This is a genomic window from Pseudomonas sp. LPB4.O (assembly GCF_038383825.1).
GTDB lineage: Bacteria > Pseudomonadota > Gammaproteobacteria > Pseudomonadales > Pseudomonadaceae > Aquipseudomonas > Aquipseudomonas putida.
Map to the genome: position 1 here is coordinate 4,743,717 of NZ_CP151298.1, position 21,779 is coordinate 4,765,495.

General features: G+C 62.8%; 22 protein-coding genes and 1 tRNA gene. 12 read left to right on the forward strand and 11 right to left on the reverse strand.

What is annotated here, in order from left to right:
• The first annotated feature begins 1 nt into the window (after position 1).
• The 3 genes from MRBLPB4O_RS21425 to MRBLPB4O_RS21435 all read left to right on the forward strand — a co-directional run bounded on the left by MRBLPB4O_RS21425 (position 2) and on the right by MRBLPB4O_RS21435 (position 3,962).
• Positions 2–949 carry a dihydrodipicolinate synthase family protein gene (locus MRBLPB4O_RS21425; RefSeq protein WP_341796540.1) on the forward strand — a complete coding sequence of 316 codons (948 nt, stop codon included), beginning with the start codon at positions 2–4 and terminating at the stop codon, positions 947–949.
• Positions 950–1,134: 185 nt separating this feature from the next.
• A complete protein-coding gene (locus MRBLPB4O_RS21430) occupies positions 1,135–2,712 on the forward strand; it encodes an aldehyde dehydrogenase (NADP(+)) (protein ID WP_341796541.1) in 1,578 nt (525 codons plus the stop codon).
• Positions 2,713–2,714: 2 nt separating this feature from the next.
• The gene (locus MRBLPB4O_RS21435) at positions 2,715–3,962 is read left to right on the forward strand and encodes an FAD-dependent oxidoreductase (protein WP_341796542.1); all 1,248 of its coding nucleotides are present in this window, start codon (positions 2,715–2,717) and stop codon (positions 3,960–3,962) included.
• A gap of 115 nt (positions 3,963–4,077) precedes the next feature.
• On the opposite strand, the gene xenA is transcribed toward MRBLPB4O_RS21435, so the two are convergent.
• On the reverse strand, positions 4,078–5,169 hold the full coding sequence (gene xenA, locus MRBLPB4O_RS21440; RefSeq protein ID WP_341796543.1) for a xenobiotic reductase XenA: 1,092 nt from the start codon (positions 5,167–5,169) through the stop codon (positions 4,078–4,080).
• 49 nt (positions 5,170–5,218) lie between these two features.
• Between xenA and MRBLPB4O_RS21445 the strand changes: the two genes are divergently transcribed.
• Positions 5,219–5,554, forward strand: coding sequence for a helix-turn-helix domain-containing protein (locus MRBLPB4O_RS21445; protein ID WP_016488623.1), 336 nt, complete (start codon positions 5,219–5,221; stop codon positions 5,552–5,554).
• Positions 5,555–5,688: 134 nt separating this feature from the next.
• On the opposite strand, the gene mqo is transcribed toward MRBLPB4O_RS21445, so the two are convergent.
• On the reverse strand, positions 5,689–7,326 hold the full coding sequence (gene mqo, locus MRBLPB4O_RS21450; RefSeq protein WP_016498351.1) for a malate dehydrogenase (quinone): 1,638 nt from the start codon (positions 7,324–7,326) through the stop codon (positions 5,689–5,691).
• A gap of 332 nt (positions 7,327–7,658) precedes the next feature.
• Here mqo and MRBLPB4O_RS21455 point away from each other — a divergent pair, with 332 nt between their 5' ends.
• From MRBLPB4O_RS21455 to MRBLPB4O_RS21465, 3 genes are all read left to right on the forward strand, one after another.
• Positions 7,659–8,189: a sigma-70 family RNA polymerase sigma factor gene (locus tag MRBLPB4O_RS21455; protein ID WP_341796544.1), complete on the forward strand. Its 531-nt coding sequence runs from the start codon at positions 7,659–7,661 to the stop codon at positions 8,187–8,189.
• A gap of 4 nt (positions 8,190–8,193) precedes the next feature.
• Positions 8,194–9,159, forward strand: a complete 966-nt coding sequence (locus tag MRBLPB4O_RS21460) for a FecR domain-containing protein (protein WP_341796545.1) — start codon at positions 8,194–8,196, stop codon at positions 9,157–9,159.
• Between the two features lie 274 nt (positions 9,160–9,433).
• Positions 9,434–11,875 carry a TonB-dependent siderophore receptor gene (locus MRBLPB4O_RS21465; protein WP_341796546.1) on the forward strand — a complete coding sequence of 814 codons (2,442 nt, stop codon included), beginning with the start codon at positions 9,434–9,436 and terminating at the stop codon, positions 11,873–11,875.
• Positions 11,876–11,963: 88 nt separating this feature from the next.
• Here the strand turns inward: MRBLPB4O_RS21465 and MRBLPB4O_RS21470 are convergent, their stop codons facing one another.
• Positions 11,964–12,155, reverse strand: coding sequence for a YhfL family protein (locus MRBLPB4O_RS21470; RefSeq protein WP_003254720.1), 192 nt, complete (start codon positions 12,153–12,155; stop codon positions 11,964–11,966).
• Between the two features lie 189 nt (positions 12,156–12,344).
• Between MRBLPB4O_RS21470 and MRBLPB4O_RS21475 the strand changes: the two genes are divergently transcribed.
• Entirely contained in the window at positions 12,345–12,962 is a 618-nt protein-coding gene (locus tag MRBLPB4O_RS21475; RefSeq protein ID WP_341796547.1) for a LysE family transporter, read from the forward strand.
• Between the two features lie 23 nt (positions 12,963–12,985).
• On the opposite strand, the gene MRBLPB4O_RS21480 is transcribed toward MRBLPB4O_RS21475, so the two are convergent.
• Positions 12,986–14,149 (reverse strand): ATP-binding protein, encoded by a 1,164-nt coding sequence (locus tag MRBLPB4O_RS21480; protein WP_341796548.1) that lies wholly within the window; start codon positions 14,147–14,149, stop codon positions 12,986–12,988.
• Positions 14,150–14,569: 420 nt separating this feature from the next.
• On the opposite strand from MRBLPB4O_RS21480, the gene MRBLPB4O_RS21485 reads away from it, so the two are divergent.
• Both MRBLPB4O_RS21485 and MRBLPB4O_RS21490 read left to right on the forward strand, forming a co-directional pair.
• Complete coding sequence (locus MRBLPB4O_RS21485; protein WP_060519572.1) at positions 14,570–14,833, forward strand: hypothetical protein; 264 nt, start codon at positions 14,570–14,572, stop codon at positions 14,831–14,833.
• 136 nt (positions 14,834–14,969) lie between these two features.
• Positions 14,970–15,242, forward strand: a complete 273-nt coding sequence (locus MRBLPB4O_RS21490) for a DUF3077 domain-containing protein (RefSeq protein WP_061203443.1) — start codon at positions 14,970–14,972, stop codon at positions 15,240–15,242.
• Positions 15,243–15,295: 53 nt separating this feature from the next.
• On the opposite strand, the gene MRBLPB4O_RS21495 is transcribed toward MRBLPB4O_RS21490, so the two are convergent.
• From MRBLPB4O_RS21495 to dapA, 5 genes are all read right to left on the reverse strand, one after another.
• Positions 15,296–15,385: transfer RNA gene (locus tag MRBLPB4O_RS21495), tRNA-Ser, on the reverse strand.
• A 91-nt stretch (positions 15,386–15,476) separates the two neighbouring features.
• Complete coding sequence (gene purC, locus MRBLPB4O_RS21500) at positions 15,477–16,187, reverse strand: phosphoribosylaminoimidazolesuccinocarboxamide synthase (protein ID WP_016498342.1); 711 nt, start codon at positions 16,185–16,187, stop codon at positions 15,477–15,479.
• Positions 16,188–16,217: 30 nt separating this feature from the next.
• Positions 16,218–16,976 (reverse strand): MBL fold metallo-hydrolase, encoded by a 759-nt coding sequence (locus MRBLPB4O_RS21505; protein WP_016488635.1) that lies wholly within the window; start codon positions 16,974–16,976, stop codon positions 16,218–16,220.
• A complete protein-coding gene (gene bamC, locus MRBLPB4O_RS21510; RefSeq protein ID WP_016498341.1) occupies positions 16,977–18,098 on the reverse strand; it encodes an outer membrane protein assembly factor BamC in 1,122 nt (373 codons plus the stop codon).
• Positions 18,099–18,113: 15 nt separating this feature from the next.
• Positions 18,114–19,001 (reverse strand): 4-hydroxy-tetrahydrodipicolinate synthase, encoded by an 888-nt coding sequence (dapA, locus tag MRBLPB4O_RS21515; protein ID WP_341796549.1) that lies wholly within the window; start codon positions 18,999–19,001, stop codon positions 18,114–18,116.
• Between the two features lie 259 nt (positions 19,002–19,260).
• Here dapA and MRBLPB4O_RS21520 point away from each other — a divergent pair, with 259 nt between their 5' ends.
• Positions 19,261–19,824, forward strand: coding sequence for a glycine cleavage system protein R (locus MRBLPB4O_RS21520; protein ID WP_016488638.1), 564 nt, complete (start codon positions 19,261–19,263; stop codon positions 19,822–19,824).
• Between the two features lie 11 nt (positions 19,825–19,835).
• A complete protein-coding gene (locus MRBLPB4O_RS21525) occupies positions 19,836–20,309 on the forward strand; it encodes a peroxiredoxin (RefSeq protein WP_197898984.1) in 474 nt (157 codons plus the stop codon).
• 120 nt (positions 20,310–20,429) lie between these two features.
• Here MRBLPB4O_RS21525 and MRBLPB4O_RS21530 read toward each other — a convergent pair whose 3' ends face one another.
• Positions 20,430–21,500 carry an AI-2E family transporter gene (locus tag MRBLPB4O_RS21530; protein ID WP_341796550.1) on the reverse strand — a complete coding sequence of 357 codons (1,071 nt, stop codon included), beginning with the start codon at positions 21,498–21,500 and terminating at the stop codon, positions 20,430–20,432.
• A 20-nt stretch (positions 21,501–21,520) separates the two neighbouring features.
• Complete coding sequence (locus MRBLPB4O_RS21535; RefSeq protein WP_016498337.1) at positions 21,521–21,760, reverse strand: sulfurtransferase TusA family protein; 240 nt, start codon at positions 21,758–21,760, stop codon at positions 21,521–21,523.
• Between the last annotated feature and the right edge of the window lie 19 nt (positions 21,761–21,779).

Consider the following 21,779-nt stretch of genomic DNA (forward strand, 5'->3'; position numbering starts at 1 on the left):
AATGACCAACAACATCTTCACCGGCACCATGCCCGCCCTGATGACCCCGTGCACCGCCGAACGCAAGCCGGACTTCGACGCCCTGGTGCGCAAGGGCCGTGAACTGATCGCGGCCGGCATGAGCGCTGTGGTGTATTGCGGCTCGATGGGCGACTGGCCGCTGCTGACCGAGGCCGAGCGCCAGGAAGGCGTGGCGCGCCTGGTGGCCGCCGGCATTCCGACCATTGTCGGCACCGGCGCGGTAAACACCCGTGAAGCGGTAGCGCATGCCGCCCACGCCGCCGAAGTGGGCGCCGCCGGCCTGATGGTCATCCCTCGCGTGCTCAGCCGCGGCGCTTCGCTGATCGCCCAGAAACACCACTTCTCGGCCATCCTCGCGGCGGCGCCCAAGCTGCCAGCGGTGATCTACAACAGCCCCTACTACGGTTTTGCCACCCGCGCCGACCTGTTCTTCGAACTGCGCCGCGAATTCCCCAACCTGATCGGCTTCAAGGAATTCGGTGGTGGCGCCGACCTGCGTTACGCCGCCGAACACATCACCTCCAAGGATGACGACGTGACCCTGATGGTCGGCGTGGACACCCAGGTGGTGCATGGCTTCGTCAACTGCAACGCCACCGGTGCCATCACCGGTATCGGCAACGCCCTGCCCCGCGAGGTGCTGCACCTGGTAAGCCTGAGCAAGCAGGCGGCCAAGGGCGACGCCAAGGCCCGCCGCCTGGCGCGCGAGCTGGAAGCGGCGCTGGCGGTGCTGTCGTCGTTCGATGAAGGCTGCGACCTGGTGCTGTACTACAAGCACCTGATGGTGCTGAACGGCGACAGCGAGTACAGCCTGCACTTCAACGAAACCGACCTGCTGACCGATGCCCAGCGCAACTATGCCGAACAGCAGTACGCGCTGTTCCGCAACTGGTACGCCAGCTGGTCGGCCGAGCAGAACATCGCCTGACCAAAGCCCTGCTTGGGCCCTTGTAGGAGCGGCCTTGTGCCGCGAAGGGCTGCAAAGCAGCCCCAGCATTTCAGCGCAGACACACAAATTGCTGGGGCTGCTTTGCAGCCCTTCGCGGCACAAGGCCGCTCCTACAGGGGTTGCGGTTTACCTTGATACCCGAATTTGATCCACAAGGAGGATACATGACCCTCACCGGCAACATGCTGATCGGCCAGACGCCGGTAACCGGCAGCCGCGAAGCCATCCGCGCCATCGACCCGGCCACCGGCCAGCCGCTGGAACCGGCCTACCTGGGCGGCACCGGCGAACACGTGGCCCAAGCCTGCGCCCTGGCCTGGGCGGCGTTCGATGGCTACCGCGAAACCACGCTCGAACAACGGGCACAATTCCTCGAAACCATCGCCACCCAGATCGAAGCGCTGGGCGATGCCCTGATTGACCGCGCCGTGGCCGAAAGCGGTCTGCCCAAGGCGCGTATCCAGGGCGAGCGTGGCCGCACCTGTACCCAACTGCGAACCTTCGCCCGGGTAGTGCGGGCCGGTGAATGGCTGGATGTGCGGGTCGACAACGCCCAGCCAGAACGCCAGCCCTTGCCGCGCGCCGACCTGCGCCAGCGCCAGGTGGCCCTGGGGCCGGTAGCCGTGTTCGGCGCCAGCAATTTCCCGCTGGCCTTCTCGGTGGCCGGTGGCGACACCGCATCGGCATTGGCGGCTGGCTGCCCAGTGGTGGTCAAGGCCCACAGCGCCCACCCGGGCACCAGCGAACTGGTCGGCCAGGCGGTGGCGCAAGCGGTGAAGCTGTGCGGCTTGCCGGCCGGCGTATTCTCGCTGTTGTACGGTTCCGGCCGTGAAGTCGGCATCGCGCTGGTCAGCGACCCGCGCATCAAGGCCGTTGGCTTTACCGGCTCACGCAGCGGTGGTATCGCGCTGTGCCAGGCGGCCCAGGCCCGCCCGGAGCCGATCCCGGTATACGCCGAAATGAGTTCGATCAACCCGGTGTTCCTGTTCGAGGCGGCCCTGCAAGCCCGTGCCGAAACGTTGGCGCAAGGCTTCGTCGCCTCGTTGACCCAAGGTGCCGGCCAGTTCTGCACCAACCCCGGGCTGGTGATTGCCCCGCAAGGGCCAGCGTTACAGCGGTTTATCGACGCTGCCAGCGAGCACGTGCGCCAGGCCGCTGCGCAAACCATGCTCACCCCGGGCATCTTCAGTGCTTACCAAGCCGGTGTCGGTGCCTTGGCAGAAAACGCCAATGCCCAGGCTGCAGCCAGCGGCCAGGCCGGGCAAGGCCCCAACCAATGCCAGGCGCAATTGTTCGTCACCCAAGCCGAAGCCTTCCTCGCCGACCCGGCGTTGCAAGCTGAAATGTTTGGCGCGGCGTCGCTGGTGGTGGCGTGCGCCAGCGATGAACAGGTACACCAAGTGGCCGAGCACCTGGAAGGCCAGTTGACCGCTACCCTGCAACTGGACGATGCCGACATCGACCGCGCCCGTGCGCTGCTGCCGACCCTTGAACGCAAGGCTGGGCGCATTCTGGTCAATGGCTGGCCGACCGGCGTCGAGGTGTGCGATGCCATGGTCCATGGGGGGCCGTTCCCGGCCACCTCCGATGCCCGTACGACCTCGGTGGGCACGGCGGCGATCCTGCGCTTCCTGCGGCCGGTGTGCTACCAGGACTTCCCCAATGCCCTTCTGCCGCAGGCCTTGCAGCACGGCAACCCGCTGCAACTGCGGCGCCTGCTCGACGGCAAACGGGAAGGCTGAGTATGGTCGAAAACCCTGAAGCCGATATCGCCGTGGTGGGCGCCGGCATTGTCGGCGTTGCCTGTGCCCTGCAACTGGCCCGCCAGGGCCGCCGGGTGCTATTGGTCGACCGCCAGGCACCCGGCCATGGGGCGTCCTATGGCAACGCCGGGCACCTGGCCACCGAGCAGGTGTTCCCGATTGCCGACCTGTCGATCCTCAAGCGCTTGCCGCGCATGCTGCTGGACCCGATGGGCCCGCTGCGCCTGGACTGGAAGTACCTGCCCACGGCCATGCCCTGGTTCACACGCCTGCTGCTCAACCTGCGCCCCGCCCCGTTCCAGCGCAGTGTGGCCGGAATCCGCACGCTGAACGAAGGCAGCCTGGGTGCATGGCAGCGCCTGCTGGGCTCGATCGGGCGCAGCGACCTGTTCCAGGAGGATGGTTCGTTGCTGGTGTTCGAGAAGCCTGAGTCACGCCAGGCACTGGAGGCGTTGCGCACCCGCATGCAACAGCAGGCGGTGCCGGTGGACGTCTGGTCGGCCGACACCGTGCGCGAGGCGGCGCCGCAACTGAGCCCGTCACTGCTGGGTGGGCTGTTCTTTCCGCGCACCGGGCACTTCATCGACCCTTACCGGGTAGTGTGCGAATTGTTCGAAGCGGCCAAGGCCAGCGGTGTGCGCTTTGTTCAGGCGCAGGTCGATGGCGGGCAATTGCACAGTGCGGGCGTGAGCCTGGCCAGCGACCAGGGCACGCTCAATGCCCGCCAGGTGCTGATCAGCTGTGGTGCCCATTCTGCGAAACTGACCGCCGCGCTGACGGGCAAGCGGGTGCCGCTGGACACAGAACGCGGTTATCACCTGATGTTGCCGGGTGAACACCAGCGCCTGCCGTTTGCAGTCACCTCGCTGGAGCGCAAGTTCATCATGACGCCCATGGCCGAAGGCTTGCGCCTGGCTGGCACGGTGGAGTTCGCCGGGCTGGAGGCACCGCCGAGCATGCAACGGGCTTGGCAGTTGCACCGGTTGAGCAAGGGGTTGTTCCGGCAAGACTTGAGCGTCGAAGGGGCGACGCCGTGGATGGGCTTCCGGCCTTCGTTACCGGACTCGTTGCCGGTGATCGACAGGGTGTGTGATGGGCGGGTGCTGTTGGCGTTTGGGCATCAGCACCTGGGGTTGACCCAGGCGGCGGTGACGGCGGAATGGGTGGGGCGGTTGGCTGAGCAGGTTGGTGGGCCTGGGACGGCAGCCTACCGTCTGGATCGGTTCTAGATTCGGGGGCCGCTGTGCGGCCCATTCGCGGCACAAGGCCGCTCCTACAAAGAGCACGCTATCCTGTAGGAGCGGCCTTGTGCCGCGAATGGGCTGCGCAGCAGCCCCGGCATTCTCAGCGATAGCGCTCAAGCCAGTGCGCATACGGCGCCGGCAAGGTCCAGGAGGCTTTCTCCACCCCCAGCTCCTTGGCGGCAAAGTACGCCCAGTGCGGGTCGGCCAGGTGCGCACGCCCTACCGAAACCAGGTCCAGCTGGTTGGCCTGCAACGCGGCCTCAGCCAGCTGCGGTGTGCCAAAGCCCCACGCCGAAGTCACCGGCAGCTTCGCCTCACGGCGCACACGCTCGGCAATCGGCCCCATGAACGCCGGGCCCCACGGGATGTTGGTCTCGGGAATGGTGAAACCGACACTCACGCTCAGCAGGTCCAGGCCGCCTGACTTGAAGCGGCGCGCCAGTTCGATCGACTCTTCCAGGGTCTGCTCGTCGCGGCCATCGTATTCCAGCACACCAAAGCGCGCGGTCAACGGCAGGTTTTCTGGCCATACTTCACGCACCGCGGCCAGGGTTTCCAGCAGGAAGCGGCTGCGGTTGTCGAAGCTGCCACCGTAGGCGTCGGTCCGCTTGTTGGAGTGCTCGGAGAAGAAGCTCTGGCCCAGGTAGCCATGGGCAAAATGCAGCTCGATCCACTCGAAGCCGGCATCACGCGCGCGGCGGGCGGCATCGACGAAATCCTGTTTGACCCGGGCGATGTCGCCCAGCGTCATTTCGCGTGGCACTTTCGGCAGGTGCGCGCCAAAGGCAATGGCGGACGGGGCGATGGTTTCCCAGCCACGCGCGTCGTCGGCGGCAATGTGGTCGTCACCCTCCCACGGGCGGTTGGCGCTGGCCTTGCGCCCGGCGTGGGCGATCTGGATGCCCGGCACCGAACCTGCAGCCTTGATGGCCTGTACCACCGGTACGAAAGCCTGGGCGTGGGCATCGCTCCAGATACCGGCACAACCGGGGGTGATGCGCCCTTCCGGTGCCACCGCAGTGGCCTCGACCACCAGCAGACCGGCACCGCCACGGGCCAGGCCAGCGTAGTGCACGTGGTGCCAGTCGTTGATCATGCCGTCTTCGGCCATGTATTGGCACATCGGCGGAATGGCGATGCGGTTACGCAGGGTGACGTCTTTGAGGGTGTAGGGTTCGAACAGGGCGGACATGGGAAACTCCGGGTTCATTTGAATACTGTTGTTCGATCATAATCGAACTATGGCAATTAGTGAAACCCCCGTTATCATGTCGGCCATGCGAGCCTATAAACACCCCAACGCTGAAGACCTGATCCTTGAACGCCTGCTCTATGCGCTCAGCGACCCCGTGCGCCTGGAAATCGTCCGCCACCTGGCCGGCGTTGCCGAGGCCAGCTGTGGCGAGCTGGACGGGGGGCGGCCCAAGTCGAGCATGTCGCACCACTTCCGCGTGCTACGTGATGCGGGGTTGGTGCATACCCGCAATGTGGGGACGACCCATATGAATTCATTGCGCAGCGAAATGCTGGGCGAGCGTTTTCCCGGGCTGCTGGAGTGCATCCTGCGCCAGAGATGATTTTTGCCGCAGGCCCCTGGGGATAGTGATGAACCCGTGGGCCCATCAATGCGTAGAACCGCCGCGCAAAGGCCCGAACAGGCAAAAAAAAACCACGAGGTTTCCCCCGTGGCTTCTTTCACGACAATGGCCGATTACAGCGCCATGTCGTTCTCAGGCTTGCTTTCAACCGGCTCGCTGGCCGCGCCACCGAAATCGACGCTGGCGTCGATCACTGGCGGTTTCTCCAGCTGCAGTACTTCAGCGGTGTAGTTCCACTCTTTCTGGGTGGCCGCCGCCGAATCGTTCAGCTTGGTGCCGTAGCTCGGCACGATCTGCTTGATCTTGGCCTGCCACTCTGGGGTAGCGACCTTTTCCTTGAACACGGTTTCCAGCACGGTCAGCATGATCGGCGCAGCAGTCGAAGCACCTGGCGATGCACCCAGCAGGCCGGCAATGGTACGGTCTTCGGACGCGACCACTTCGGTGCCCAGCTTCAGCACGCCGCCCTTCTCGGCATCACGCTTGATGATCTGCACACGCTGGCCGGCCTGCCACAGGCGCCAGTCTTCCTTCTTGGCATTCGGGAAGTAGGTGCGCAGGGCTTCGAAGCGGTCATCGTCAGACAGCATCAGCTGGCCAGCGAGATACTCCACCAGCGGGTACTGCTCGATACCGACCTTGGTCATCGGCCACACGTTGTGGGTGGTGGTGCTGCTCAGCAGGTCCAGGTACGAACCGTTCTTCAGGAACTTGGTCGAGAAGGTGGCAAATGGGCCAAACAGGATCACGCGCTTGCCGTCCAGCACGCGGGTGTCCAGGTGCGGCACCGACATGGGTGGCGCGCCAGTCGAGGCAATGCCGTACGCCTTGGCCATGTGCTGCATGGCAATGGTCGGGTTCTCGGTCACCAGGAACGAGCCGCCCACCGGGAAGCCTGCGTATTCCTTGGCTTCAGGAATGCCCGACTTCTGCAGCAGCTTCAGCGCGCCGCCGCCGGCACCGATGAACAGGAACTTGGCGTCGGTAGCCGATTCGGTACCGTCCTTCAGGTTCTTGTACTCGACGTGCCAGGAGCCGTCCTTGTTGCGGGTGATGTCCTGCACTTCGCTGGACAGCTTCAGGTCGAACTTGTCCTGGGTCTTCAGGTGGCCAACCATCTGGCGGGTGATCTCGCCGAAGTTGACGTCGGTGCCGATTGGCGTCCAGGTCACGGCCAGTTTCTGGTTCGGGTCGCGCCCTTCCATCATCAGCGGGACCCATTTGGCGATCTGCGCGTGGTCCTCGGAGTATTGCATCGGGCGGAACAGCGGGCTGGCTTGCAGCGCGTCATAGCGCTTTTTCAGGAACTTGATGTTGTCATCGCCCCACACGAAACTCATGTGCGGGGTGGTGTTGATGAACGAGTGCGGGTTCTTCAGCACGCCCTGGCGAACCTGCCAGGCCCAGAATTGACGGGAAATCTGGAAGGCTTCGTTGATTTCGATGGCCTTGGAGATATTGACGTTGCCGTCTTTGTCTTCCGGGGTGTAGTTCAGCTCGGCCAGCGCGGAGTGGCCGGTACCGGCGTTGTTCCAGCCGTTGGAGCTTTCTTCAGCCACGCCGTCCAGGCGCTCGACCATCTCCATCGACCAGCTTGGCTCCAGCTCGTGCAGCCACACAGCCAGGGTGGAGCTCATGATGCCGCCGCCGACCAGCAGCACGTCTACTTTTTTGGTTTCTGCGGCGTGCGCTTGCATGAAGCTCGCAGCGACAGCCAGACCCAGCAAGGTCTTGCCAGCTTTCTTGAACATTGATCTATTCCAGTCAGGAGAACGGAGGGAGGGCCTGTGGCTGGCCCAGGTGTTCCGTGTTCTTCAGCGCAGGCTTGTTGTTGATCATTGTTCGGCAGCCAGAGAACCAGAAAACGACTCGGCCTTTTGTCGAATTGACCGACAGGGCTGAATCGTTTTTCTGATTGTATCCGAAATGCCAGCGCAAACAAATTGCCGGTCCTCGCGTCAAGGTGACGGGTTGTCCCAGGGGATACCCGCACGCTGTGCAGTGATTGCAGTATTTTTCCGGCGCCCCTAACATTGCGATCATTTCTCATTCGCACCAGTGTGCGCTCGCGCCGGATGCCGCCGTGGTTTCGATCCCAGAGTTGAACACCTCGCTCCATACCCTGTACCACAGCCACTCGCGCTGGTTGCTCGGCTTTCTGTACCGCCGGCTGGGCAGCCGCTGCGATGCCGCCGACCTGGTGCAGGACACCTTCGTGCGCATCCTCAAGCGCCCACGGCAGTTTGACGGCGACCGCGGCGAACGCTCGTACCTGGCGACCATCGCCCGCGGCCTGTGCGTCGACCATTGGCGCCGGCAAAAGCTGGAACAGGCCTGGTTGCAGCAATTGGCCTTGCAGCCCGAGGCGTTGCAACCCTCCCCCGAACAGCGCGCGATCATTGTCGAGACCCTGCACGAGGTGGACGCCATGTTGCTGCGCTTGCCGAGCAAGGTGCGCCAGGCATTCCTGCTGGCGCAGATCGATGGCCTGGCCTACCGCGATATCGCCGCGCACATTGGCGTGAGCGAACGCATGATCAAGAAGTACCTGGCCCAGGCGTTTCTGCACTGCGCCATTCTTGAAGCCGAACTCGACGGCTTGCTGGTGGAGTGACGCCATGACCGCGCCCGCGCAAAAACTCAGCCACGTCAGCCTGCAGCAGGCCGCGCACTGGTACGTGCAGTTACAGGACGAAAACGCCGCACCGCAGTTGCACACGCAGTGGCGACACTGGTTTGACCAGCACGGCGACCATCAGGCGGCCTGGCACTATGTGCAACGGGTCGGCCAGCGTTTTGCCCCGTTGCAGGCCGAAGGCGCCGCTGCGGGCCGGGCACTGCGTGAGCACGACGCGCGTCGCTTCAGCCGGCGCACCGGGCTCAAGTCGCTGCTGGTGCTTGGCGCCAGCTCGCTGCTTGGCTGGCGGGCGTGGCACGGTGCCCCGTTGTCGGGCTGGGATGCCGACATGGCCACCGGCATCGGTGAAACTCGCCAAACCCGGCTGGCCGATGGCAGCCAGTTGTGGCTGGGGGCGCAGAGCGCCGTGGACATGGAGTTTTCCACCCTCAGCCGGGTACTGCGGCTGCGCTTTGGCGAGCTGCTGGTGGAAACTGCCCACGACCCGCGCCGCCCGTTCTTCGTCGACACTGCGCAAGGGCGCATGCAGGCGCTGGGAACACGCTTTGCAGCTTGCCAGCTGGGCGAAAATACCCGGCTGGCTGTATACGCCGGCGCTGTCGAGGTGTGCACGGCTCAAAACGGCGAGCGCTGCATCGTGCCAGCAGGCCAGCAGGTGGACTTCAGCGCTCAGGCAATCAGCAACACCCGCCCAGCCCAAAGCGCCGGCGAGTCGTGGATTTATCACCGTCTCAATGCCGAAGACATGCCATTGGCGCATTTGCTGCAAACGCTGGGGCGCTATCGCCACGGGCACCTGGGTTGGCACCCGGATGTCGCCAAGCTGTCGGTGATGGGCGCCTTCCCGCTCAACGATACCGACCGCGCGCTGGCCTTGTTGCAAGCCGCGTTGCCGGTGCGGGTGCAGCGGCTGACGCCGTGGTGGGTCACAGTCGAGCCTGCCTGATTGGCACCTGTTTCAAGGCAAACACAAGCCCTGTAGGAGCAGCCTTGCGCTGCGAAGAGGCCGGTAAGGCTAAAGATTATCTTTGGCTGCAGTGGCCTCTTCGCAGCACAAGGCTGCTCCTACACAGGGACGCGGAAGCCTGAGTGATGGTGCTACCCACGTACATCCGCGCCAACGCATAAAAAAATCTGCCAAACCAGTTCCCTTTTTCCAAGCTCGTTCGGTTAACCCGGCATAGCCCTCCCAACTCACCCTTTCGATCCCAGAGACCAGCATGCCGACGCCCTTCCACCCCGCGCTTCGCCTGGCACTTGCCGCGCCGCTCTCGCTGTGTGCCGCCGCCCCACTGCTGTTACCCGCCAGCCAGGCCCACGCCGAACAGTCGGCCAGCGCCGAAACCCGCTTCAACATCGCACCCGGCTCGCTCACCAGCGCCCTCAACCAGTTCAGCAGCCAGGCCGGTATCTACCTGGCCGGCAGCAACGAACTGGCCGCCGGCAAGACCAGCCTGGGGCTGCAAGGCCGCTTCAGCGTCGCCCAAGGCCTGGCCCGGCTGCTACAGGGCAGCGGCCTGCAAGCCGTGCCCCAAGGCAGCACGGGTTATGTGCTGCAACCGCTTGCCGATGGCACCGCCCTGCAACTGGATGCCACGTCGATCAGCGCCGCTACCCTGGTCGCCAGCAACGGCCAGGGCGATAGCGGCTACCGCGCCGTCGCCAGTGCCACCGCCAGCAAAACCAGCAGCGCCCTGGCTGACACCCCGCGCTCGGTTTCGGTGGTAACCCGCCAGCGCATGGATGACCAGCAATCGCAAACCCTTACCGAGGTGCTGGGCTATGTCCCAGGCATTTTCTCCCCGCCGTTTGCCGGCGGTGACGGCCAAGCGGGTGACCTGTTCTTCATCCGTGGCTTCAACGCCACCGACTATGGCTATGGCCTGCTGCGCGATGGCCTGCGGGTGCAGGGCAACCGGTATGACACCAGTAGCGAGCCCTACGGCCTGGAGCGGGTGGAAGTGTTCCGCGGCCCGACTTCGATCCTGTATGGCGAAAACGCCCCGGGTGGCGTGGTCAACCTGGTCAGCAAACGGCCTACTGCCGACGCGCGCGGCGAAGTGCAAATGAGCTATGGCTCGCACAACCGCCGCCAGTTGGGTGTCGACGTTTCCGGCCCGCTAACCGATGAGGGCAATGTTCTCGGCCGCCTGGTGATGTTGGGGCGCAAGTCTGACACTCAGGTCGACCATCAGCCCGACGACCGCATGTACATCGCGCCATCGCTGACGTTGAACTTCGACGACTTCAACAGCCTGACCGTGCTGGCCACCTACCAGCGCGACCGCACCTTGATGGAGCTCGGTTACCCGGCCGCCGGCACCCTGCTGCACAACCCCAACGGCAAGATCGACAAGGACCAGCTGTCCGGCAACCCGGACTGGGACAACTTCGAACGGGAAACCTGGAGCCTGGGCTACGAGTTCAGCCACCGTTTCAACGACACCTGGCAGTTCCGCCAGAACTCGCGCTACCTGCAGTCGCGCATCGACCGCCAGGAAATGTGGCCAGGCAGCCTGAACAACGGCGGCTTCGGCACCACCCTGAGCAACACCGCGTACGACCGCTACAACAAGTCCATCGCCTACTCGCTGGACAACCAGTTCGAAGGCCACTTCAGCAGCGGCGCGTTCGACCATACCTTCCTGGTGGGGGCAAGCCTGGACCGCACATCGTTCAACCAGGATTGGGACGCGGGCAATGGCGGCACCATCAATGTGTTCGACCCGGTCTGGAACGGCAAGCCAAGCACGCCCCTGCATGTGCAGAACGCCTTGCTCGATCAGACCATGTACGGCCTCTACAGCCAGCTGCAAACCAAGGTCGACAACTGGGTACTGCTGTTGGGCGGGCGACTGGACCGGGTCAACAGCCAGTTCCGCAACAAAGCCGGCACCCTTAACGCACAAGCCGACATGAACAGTTGGGACAGCAAGTTCACCTGGCAGACCGGGGTGATGTACCAGTTTGAGAACGGCCTGTCGCCGTACTTCAGCTACTCCACCGCCTTTGCCCCTACCCAACAGACCGAAAGCAAGAGCGGCCCGCTGGACCCGACCACCAGCGAGCAGTACGAAGTGGGTATCAAGTACGAGCCCAAAGGCTGGAACACCGCCTTCACCGCATCGGTGTACGACCTGCGCAAGAAGGACGATGTGCTGTTCGATTCCGCCGTGGGTGACTACCGCCAGATCGGTGCCAGCCGGGCCAAGGGCGTGGAGCTGGAACTTAACAGCGACCTGAGCGAAAACCTCAACCTCACCGCTGCCTACACCTACACCGATTCGCGCATTACCAAGGACGTGGCCGGGTCGCTGTATGAAGACCACCAGATGACCGGCGTGCCACGCAACCAGGCGTCGGTGTGGAGCACGTATCGCTTCCGTGACGGCCTGCTCAAAGGCTTGCAGATCGGGGGCGGCGTACGCCACTTCGACAGTACCTTCGCCTATACCCCGGCAAGCCTGTACGGCAAGCTGGATACCGGTGACGTGACGCTGGTGGATGCCAAGGTGGGCTATGAAATCGACGAAAACTGGTCGGTCGAAGTCAACGCCCGCAACCTGTTCGACAAAGAGTATGTGGCAGGCTGCAACAACGCCGGCCGTTGCTACTGGGGTGAAGAGCGCACGCTGCTGGGAACCGTGTCGCTGCGCTGGTAAGTGGCCCACAAACAAAAGCCCCCGGCCATTTACATGACCGGGGGCCCTGGATCCCGTCGCAAGCGTCGCGATCAGGGTACCGCCAAGATTACTGCTGCTGAGGCAGTTTATCGATCGGGCCGCAGCCACCGATGATCTTGGAGATGGAAACCGAAGGGTGGAACAGGTAGTCGTAAGTGCAGTTTTTCGGTTGGTTGTAAACTTGGCCAGTGCAACCCGACAGCAGGGCAACACCCGAAACAACGGCAACGGCTACGGTGGCCTTGAACAGCTTTTTCATACTAAGTCCTTTAAATGAATCATCTTCGACCATCGTCTGATGGCCGCGGGATGATACAGACTCCTCCCATTGGATCCAAGTCGTACCTGGCACAAGTTCGTTGCAATTGTGCAACAACAGGTTGTAAAGCGCGCCTTCGCCGACGATAGTTCAGGGCACTGCCTTCGTATTGCCCAACAGGAACTCACCATGCTCGGCGTTACCGACTACGGCGCATTCGTCATCGCCTTCATCATTCTGCTGGCCATCCCCGGCCCAGGCAATTTCGCCCTGATCACCGCCACCGGCAAGGGCGGTATCAAGGCTGGCCTGGCCGCGACACTTGGGGTGATCGTGGGTGACCAGGTGCTGCTGTGGCTGGCGGTAGCCGGTGTCGCCACCCTGCTGGCCACCTACCCCACGGCCTTCCACATGGTGCAATGGGCCGGTGCTGCGTACCTGGCTTACCTGGGCCTGCGCATGCTCCTGAGCAAACCCGGTGGCGCTGCCCACGCCTGCCGCATGGACAACGGCCAGTACCTGCGCCAGACCATGATGATCACCCTGCTCAACCCCAAGGCGATCATGTTCTACATGGCGTTTTTCCCGCTGTTCGTCGACCCGGTGAAGCACCAGGGGCTGGTGACGTTCGGTTTCATGGCTGCGACGGTGGCGGTGGTGACCTTCGCGTATGGGCTGATTGCCGTGGTGCTGACCCATCAGCTGGCTGAACGCATGCGCGCCAACCCACGAATCAGCAGCCTGTTCGAGCGGCTGGCGGGGGCTTGTCTGATAGGGTTTGGTATCAAGTTGGCGGCGATGCGCTGAGCAAGGCCCGGCACAGTTTGTGGTCAACTCTGGCGACGCATGAACTCTGCAAAAAGCGGTACGGTGAAATCCAGCACACCATGATCGGTGCTGTACGCCATGCCTTTGGCGATGACCTTGGCTCTTGTGGGGCCAAGTGACGATTGGGTTCGGCCCATGGCCTTGGCGATATCACCTACCGCATAAGGCCCATCGCCAAGCTCCGACATGGCTCTGACGAAAAGCACTTCGCTGGGTGTCAACTGGTCGATACGCACCCTGAAGAAACCTGCATCCAGCAAAGCCAGGGTTTCCGAGTAGGATTGAACGACATCATCCAGCGATATCTCTGGCCCCTCGGCACAGTTCCACGCCGTGGACGCCCACTCTTGCAAAAAGAACGGATAGCCCTTGGTACGCACGACAATCTCTTGCAAGGCGGCCTCTGCAATGGATGCCTCCTCGTCCAGGATCGGCTTGAGCACGGCCTGGGCAGCAGCATCGGCATCAAGTGCATTGATTTCCGGATACAGGAACAGCCGCTCTGCATAGGATTTCGCCTCACCTGCCAACCGCGCGACCTGAGGCAGCCCGGCACCCACAAGCAGCACCGGCAGGCCTTCCTGAGACATTTTGTGCATGGAGACAATCAGGGCCCTGAGATCGGCTTCACCCAGGTACTGGACTTCGTCGATCAACAGAATCCAGCCTTTGCCTGCGGCCTGGGCCGCACGCCCGATAACGTTGAACAGGTCTGGCAGGTCGTATTGAAGATTGCCACTGTCCGCAAGGCCGGGCTCTGGCTCTACACCCACTTCCACACCGGCGATATCGATCTTGAAGATGGAGGCAAAGCCACGCAGGCCCTTCAGCCCCCGATTTGCAATTTGCTTGGCGGCTTCCACGGTGGACAGAGAGCGCATGACCTTGCGCATTTCCGGGTAAAGAAGGCGCGCAAGGCTTTCCTCTTCCGGCGACTCGACCTTGGAGACCAGCAAGCCCGCTTGCTCTGCAATTTTCCCGACTTCGTTCAAGAGCACCGTTTTGCCAGTCCCTCTCAAGCCAAGCAGCATCATGGAGCGCGCGCTGCGCCCGTTGATAGCCCGCCCACACGAAACGCGCGCGTGCTCAAGCACCACATCGCGGCCTGCCAGCTCAGGCGGTCTGCTGCCGGCGCCGGGTGCGAAAGGGTTGCGGTACGGGTCCATGGGCTGCCTCCAGAGAACGGTTATAGCAATAGATAGCGAAGTCTAGCGATTTTCGCTATCTATTAGTAGATTTCGGTAGCGTTTGCCCTTCTGCGCTGCAAATCAGCCCCCGTCCTACAGCTTGAACTCAGAATTATTCCCTTCCTTGTAGGGCGTTTCCCAAACATACTGGCAACCCGCTCAAACTGTTGCGACGGATCCGGTCGCGCTCTAGTCTCGGCTTGTCGTTGCAAAATCAACGGCCGGCTTTGACAGGCCGACGATTTCCCGCACACGTGCACTGTTTATGGCGGCTGTACGTGGGGCACCGTCGTGTGCGCCGAGTTACTCCGGGATCCTCGGTCTGTCAACCCATGTACAGCTGCCACCCTCTTGTTTGACAGCAAGCTTGCGGCAGCTCCAATGATCCTGGAGATGTGTATGCGCAAGATGGTCCCTGATCCCCCCTACTCCCTCGATTCCACCCAAGCCCTGCAAGACACCCTGGTCCAGTCCTCAGAGTACGTCCTCTGCGCCCTGTCCGTCGCCCGCCAGTCCGTGCAACTCAAGCCTACCGCCCACAGCTCGATTGTGATGCAGGCCGTGATCCATGAAATGGAGGCGGTCCAGAGCCTGGTCGAGTCGGCATTGATGCAATTGCAGATGCGGCCGCATTTACCCACTGAGCCGTACACCTTGCACTAGCAGGCCAGGCCTCTTCGCGGCTAAAGCCGCTCCCACAGGGTTATCTCCGCCCTCAGGCACTGCACAGCACCTGTGGGAGCGGGTTCACCCGCGAAGAGGCCAGCCCAGGCAACCCAGAACCCAGGGAAACAAATCAATGCCCACCGACAACACACAAGAACCCACCACAGTCGGCAAGACCTGCTTCTACCAAGGCGAAAACAACACCCACCCGCTGTTCCGCATCGAACCCGGCATCCCCTGCCAGGAAGCCCGCGAACAGGCTTCCGAACTGATGGGGTACGTGCGCGACCTGATCATCACCGGCCTGATGGACGGCGACCAGAAACTGATCTGGGCCTCGCACTACCTCAGCGCGATGGCCAAGGCGCTGCTGGATGATGCTGAATTGGGAATGATGAAAAAGTAAGGCACAACGAAAAAGCCCCTGAAAGCTTTCGCTTCCAGGGGCTTTATCTTGTATGGCGGAGAGATAGGGATTTGAACCCTAGGTACTGTTGCCAGTACAACGGATTTCGAATCCGTCCCGTTCGACCACTCCGGCATCTCTCCAATGCCGCGCATCATACCAGCGTTCTTTTAAAACGCAAACCTTTTTTTAAAAAAAATCGCGTGGTATCAGGCGCTTGCGTGAACGCGCCGATTACAGAGGCACGCCCAGGCGCTTGGCAACTTCTTCGTAGGCTTCGATCACGTCGCCCAGGCCCTGACGGAAGCGGTCCTTGTCCATCTTCTTGCGGGTTTCTTTGTCCCACAGGCGGCAGCCGTCCGGGCTGAACTCGTCGCCCAGCACGATCTGGCCGTGGAATACGCCGAACTCCAGCTTGAAGTCGACCAGCAGCAGGCCAGCGTCATCGAACAACTTGGTCAGCACCTCGTTGACCTTCAGCGACAGCTTTTTCATTTCGACCAGCTGCTCGGCGGTGCCCCAGCCGAACGCGACAACGTGGGATTCGTTGATGAAGGGGTCGCCCTTCTCGTCGTTCTTCAGGAACAGTTCGAAGGTGGACGGCTCCAGCTTGATGCCCTCCTCCACGCCCAGGCGCTTGACCAGGCTACCGGCGGCGTAGTTGCGCACTACGCATTCGACCGGGATCATGTCCAGCTTCTTCACCAGGCACTCGTTGTCGCCCAGCAGCTTGTCGAACTGGGTCGGCACGCCGGCTTCTTCCAGTTTCTGCATGATGAAGGCGTTGAACTTGTTGTTCACCGTGCCTTTGCGGTCGAGTTGTTCGATGCGCTTGCCGTCGAACGCCGAAGTGTCGTTACGGAACAGCAGGATCAAGCGGTCGGCGTCGTCGGTCTTGTAAACCGATTTGGCCTTGCCGCGGTAGAGTTCGTCGCGTTTTTCCATGATTGGGCTCCGCTTGCTTGAGGTGTTGGGCTAGGCGATTTCGCGCCAGTCGAGCCCGTGTTCCTGATTCGCCACCTGGAGCCAGTCCGGGTCGCACCCTAAGGTGTCGACGAAGCACTGGCGGGCCAAGTGTGGCAGGTTGTTCTTGCTGCTGAGGTGGGCCAGCACCAGGTGTTGCAGGTTGCTCCAGCCCAACTCGTGCACCAGGCGCGCGGCCTGGTGATTGTTCAAATGCCCTTGCATGCCACCTACCCGCTGCTTCAGGAAGACCGGGTAGTGACCGCGTGCCAGCAGGTCGCGGCAGTGGTTGGCCTCGATCAGCAGTGCATCCAGGCCCTGATAACGCTCCAGCAACAGCGCGTCGTACGAGCCCAGGTCGGTCAGCATGCCGAAGCGCCGCTGGCCGTCGCTGATCACGTATTGCAGCGGCTCGTAGGCGTCGTGCTCGACCCGCGCTGCGGTCACTTCCAGGCTGCCGATACGCAGGCTTTGGCCACACGCGAGAAAACCGGCCACCTCCACCGGCTTGCGCATGCCGCGCAACGTCCCTTGGCTGAGGTAGACCGGTACATTGTAGCGCCGTGACAGCAAGCCGACCCCATGCACGTGGTCGGCATGTTCGTGGGTGACCAGTACCGCGCTGAGCTGGGCCGCCGAAACGCCGAGCAGCGCCAGGCGCCGCTCGGTTTCACGCAGGGAAAAGCCGCAATCAACCAGGATGAACGTGTCACCACTGGCGATCAGCGTGCCGTTCCCTTGGCTGCCGCTTCCGAGTACCGCGAAGCGCACTTAGCCCAGGTGGTCCTGAATGGCGCTCAGCACGCGGCGGGCGACATCGGCCGGAGCCACGGTGTTGATGTTTTTCTCGACCGTGACCTGCACGCTCTCACCCACCTTGCTCAGGCGAACCTGATAGCGCTCGGCACGGGCTTCACGCTCTTCCTTGGTCGGCTCGCTGCCGAACATGCGGCCGAAGAAGCCAGGCTGGTTCTGCTTGTCATCAGGCTTTTCCGACAGGTTGATGTAGTACAGGCCCAGGCTGCGGTTGATGTCTTCGACACGCCACTCGCCACCCTGCTCCAGGGCACGGCCCACGCCAGACCAGGCGCGATCCAGGTCGGAGCCCAGGTACAGCACCGGGTTACCGCTGCCGTCTTCGCTCAGGCTGACGCGGCTTGGCGCGTCGAAATCGCGCGCGGCCAACAGCGACACCGAACCGCCTTTCTCGGCGCTGCGGTTCATGCTGGCAAGCATTTCGTCGACCAGCAGGGCATCGGCGCCGGTGTTGCTGGACGTGGACGGGAACCCTGGCTCGGCAGTGCTGCCGGCCGGGCGCTCGACGCTGACCACGTACACCTCGGAGGTGTTGCGCTGCACGCCAGGCTCCATGCGCACACGGACGCGCACTTCGCTGTCACCGCTGCTGGCGGTGCTGGCCAGGCGCTGGCCAAGCGATGCCGACAGTTCGTCGAAACGCTGCCAGGTGGTGTTGAATTCACCGGTCTGCGGGCGCTCTTCAGCAATACGGAAGCCGTTGTCCTCGAAGAACTGGCGGGCCACTGGCCACACCTCGGCAGGCGAATGCTGGGCCAGTACCCAACGGCTGCTGCCGCTGCGCTGCAGGCTGTAGTCGGTTACCTGAGCGGCGCCACCGGTCAGCGGCTGCGGGCGCGGCACTTCGAACTCGCCAGCGACGTTGTCGTCAGCGACGTTACGCGGGATCGGCAGCAGCGGGTCAAGGCGTTTGACGTTGCTAGCGTCCGGCGGCAGTTGCATCGGCGCGGTCGGGTGCGCCTGCAGGTAATCGCTGCCGCGGTCGCGGAAATAGCCATCCTCGCCCCACAGCCAACCACACCCACTGGTGCTGGAGATAATCAGGGCAAGGGCGGAAAGACCAGCCAGTCGCTTCATGCGGTGTACTTCCTCTTAAACCAGTACGCCGGACTGGCGCAAGGCAGTACGGACTTTTTCGTGGCAGCTTTCGCTCAGCCAGGTCAGTGGCAGGCGAATGCCTTTGTGCATCAGGCCCATTTCGACCAGCGCCCATTTCACAGGGATCGGGTTGGCTTCGCAGAACAGGTCTTTGTGCAGGGGCATGAGTTTTTCGTTGATTGCGCGGGCCTTCTCGGCATTGCCCTCAAGGGCGGCCTCGCACAGGTCGGCCATTTCGCGGGGGGCGACATTGGCAGTAACGGAGATATTGCCCTTGCCGCCCATCAGGATCAGCTCGACGGCAGTCGGGTCATCGCCGGACAGGACGAGGAAATCTTTGCTGACGCCATCGAGGATTGCCTTGGCGCGGACCAGGTCGCCGGTGGCTTCCTTGATGCCGATGATGTTCGGCACGGTCGACAGGCGAATCACGGTCTCGGCCTGCATGTCGCAGGAGGTACGGCCGGGTACGTTGTAGAGGATCTGCGGAATGTCGACGGCTTCGGCAATGTGCTTGAAGTGCTGGTACAGGCCTTCTTGCGTCGGCTTGTTGTAATAAGGCACGACCAGCAGGCAGGCGTCGGCACCGGCGCTCTTGGCGTTTTGGGTCAGGTGCACGGCTTCGGCAGTGGAGTTGGCACCGGTGCCAGCGATGACCGGTACGCTGCGGCTGCTGCGCTTGACGCGCTCGACCACGTGCTTGATGACCAGGATGTGCTCTTCGACATCCAGTGTGGCGGACTCACCGGTGGTGCCGACAGCGACGATCGCATGGGTGCCGTTTTCCAGGTGGAAGTCTACAAGTTTGTCGAGGCTGCCCCAGTCAACACGCCCTTGTGCATCCATGGGTGTGACCAATGCCACCATACTGCCCGCAATCATGTAACTGCTCCTGCCGGAAAAAGAGAGCGGTAATGGTACTGGGGGCATCGACCTTGCACAAGCGAAGCAGGCGGGCGGAGCATTCCCCTCGGCGCCTTATTTCGCTACCCTTGACCCTTTGATCGGTGCAGCGCGGCCCGCCGGGCCGTCGACCTTGCTCCCCGCCAGCGTCCAAGACCTCGCATGCGAGCCCCGGGCCCTGCCGACAGGAGGCTTTTGACCGTCCTGCACCGACCGCTCATCGCTTTAGGAATGCTGCATGTCCACCCCCACCACTGTTCGCGAACAATTCCTTGTCATCAGTGCCCTGGGACCGAATCCCATGGAGCTGGCCAACGTCCTCAGCCGCGCCGCCTTCGAAAACCGCTGCGCGGTGGTCACCTCGCGCCTGAGCCGCCATGGCGAGACCAGCGCCCTGGTGCTGCAAGTGGGCGGCAGCTGGGACGCCCTGGCGCGCCTCGAATCCACCCTGCCGGGCCTGGGCAAGAAGCACGGCCTGACCCTGGACGTAGTGCGCAGCGCCGACCAGGAAGTGCGCCCGCAGGCCCTGCCGTACGTGGCTTATGTCAGCGCCGCCTACCGCCCGGACATCATCAACGAGCTGTGCCAGTTCTTCCTCGACCACCGCGTCGAGCTTGAAGCCATGACCTGCGACACCTACCTGGCGCCGCAGACCGGCAGCAGCATGCTCAACGCCCAATTCACGGTGATCTTGCCGGCCGGCACCCAGATCAGCTGGCTACGTGACCAGTTCCTGGACTTTGCCGACGCCCTGAACCTCGATGCGCTGATCGAGCCTTGGCGTCCACAGAACCCAATGTAAGGAAACCGACCATGGCTGTAGCACTCGACCAACCCGTTGCCGACTTCCAGGCCCAGGCCACCAGCGGGCAAACCGTCAGCCTGGCCGAGCTCAAAGGCCAGCAAGTGGTGATGTACTTCTACCCGAAGGACAGCACGCCGGGCTGCACCACCGAAGGCCAGGGGTTCCGTGACCAGCACGACGCCTTTGCCGCAGCCAACACCGTGGTGTTCGGGGTATCGCGCGATGGCATCAAGTCGCACGAGAACTTCAAGGCCAAGCAAGGCTTCCCGTTCGAGCTGATCAGCGACAAGGACGAGGCCCTGTGCCAGCTGTTTGACGTGATCAAGCTGAAGAAGCTGTACGGCAAGGAATACATGGGCGTTGACCGCAGCACTTTTCTGATCGACAAGAACGGTGTGCTGCGCCAGGAATGGCGTGGGGTGAAGGTGCCGGGGCATGTGGATGCCGTGCTGGCTGCTGCCCAGGCCTTGAACAAGGCTTGAGATTGACGGGGGCCGCTTTGCAGCCCATTCGCAGCACAAGGCTGCTCCTACAGGGACTGCGCATGACCTTGTAGGAGCAGCCTTGTGCTGCGAATGGGCCGCAAAGCGGCCCCAGTTGCATCAAAGCAACGGCGAAACGCTAGGCTCCTGCCGCGGCCAGGCATCCAGCACGGCCTTGATCAGCGTCGCCAGCGGGATGGCGAAGAAGATCCCCCAGAACCCCCACAACCCGCCAAACAGCAATACCGCGCAAATGATCGCCACCGGGTGCAGGCTCACGGCCTCGGAGAACAGCAGCGGTACCAGCACGTTGCCGTCCAGCGCCTGGATGATCGCGTACACCGTCATCAGGTAGATGAACTGGTCGCCCCAGCCCCACTGGAACAGCGCAATCAGTGTCACCGGTACCGTCACCACCACCGCGCCCACATACGGCACCACCACCGACAGCCCCACCAGTAGCGCCAGCAGCGCGGCGTAGTTGAGCCCCAGGCTGATGAAGGCGATGTAGGTAGCAATGCCGCAGATCAGGATTTCAATGCCCTTGCCGCGAATGTAGTTGGCAATCTGCCGGTTCATCTCGCTGCCCACCCGGTTCAGCAAGGTGCGTTGGGTGGGCAGGTAGCCACTGACCCAACGGCCGATCAGTTCGCGGTCCTTGAGGAAGAAGAACACCAGAATCGGCACCAGCACCAGGTAGATCATGGCGTTGACCAGCAACGGCAGGCTCGACAGCGAAAAGGTCAACGCCCACTGCCCGAACTTGCCGATTTCCCCGCGCACCGACTCGATGGCGTGCAGCACCTGCTCGTCCGACACCAGGTGCGGGTAGCGCTCGGGCAACAGCAACAGCAACGACTGCCACTTGCCGAGCATGCCCGGCAGCTCGTTGAACAGGGTAATCAGCTGGTGCCACAGCAGCGGCACCAGCACCAGCATGAACACCGCCAGCGCCCCCATGAACAGGGCAAAGACCAGCATCACTGCCAGCCGGGTCGGTACCCGCAGCCGCTCCAGGGCATTGACCAGCCCCTGCATCAGGAACGCCAGCACCATGCCCGCCAGCACCGGCGCGAGCATGCCGCCCAGGGTAAGCACAGCGGTAAAAGCCAGGAACAGCAGCACCGCCAGCACCACCGCTTCTTCATCGGAGAAGTAGCGGTGCATCCAGTCGCGAAGCACTTTGAACATTGACGATCCTTGGAAAAGACTCAGGCCTTGCGCAGCCAGTAGGTATAGGTGCCGGCCTCAGCCGTTTCCTGCAGCAGGGTATGACCGGCCAGCTTGGCGAAAGTGCGGAAGTCGCGCTGGGAACCGGCGTCGGTGGCGATCACCTTCAGCACCGCGCCGCTGGCCAGGCGATTGAGCTCCATCTTGGCCTTGAGCAGCGGCAAAGGGCAATTCAGCCCGCTGGCGTCCAGTTCGGCGTCGCAGGTCAGGGTGTCACTCATCGCGGGGCTCTCCTAAGGC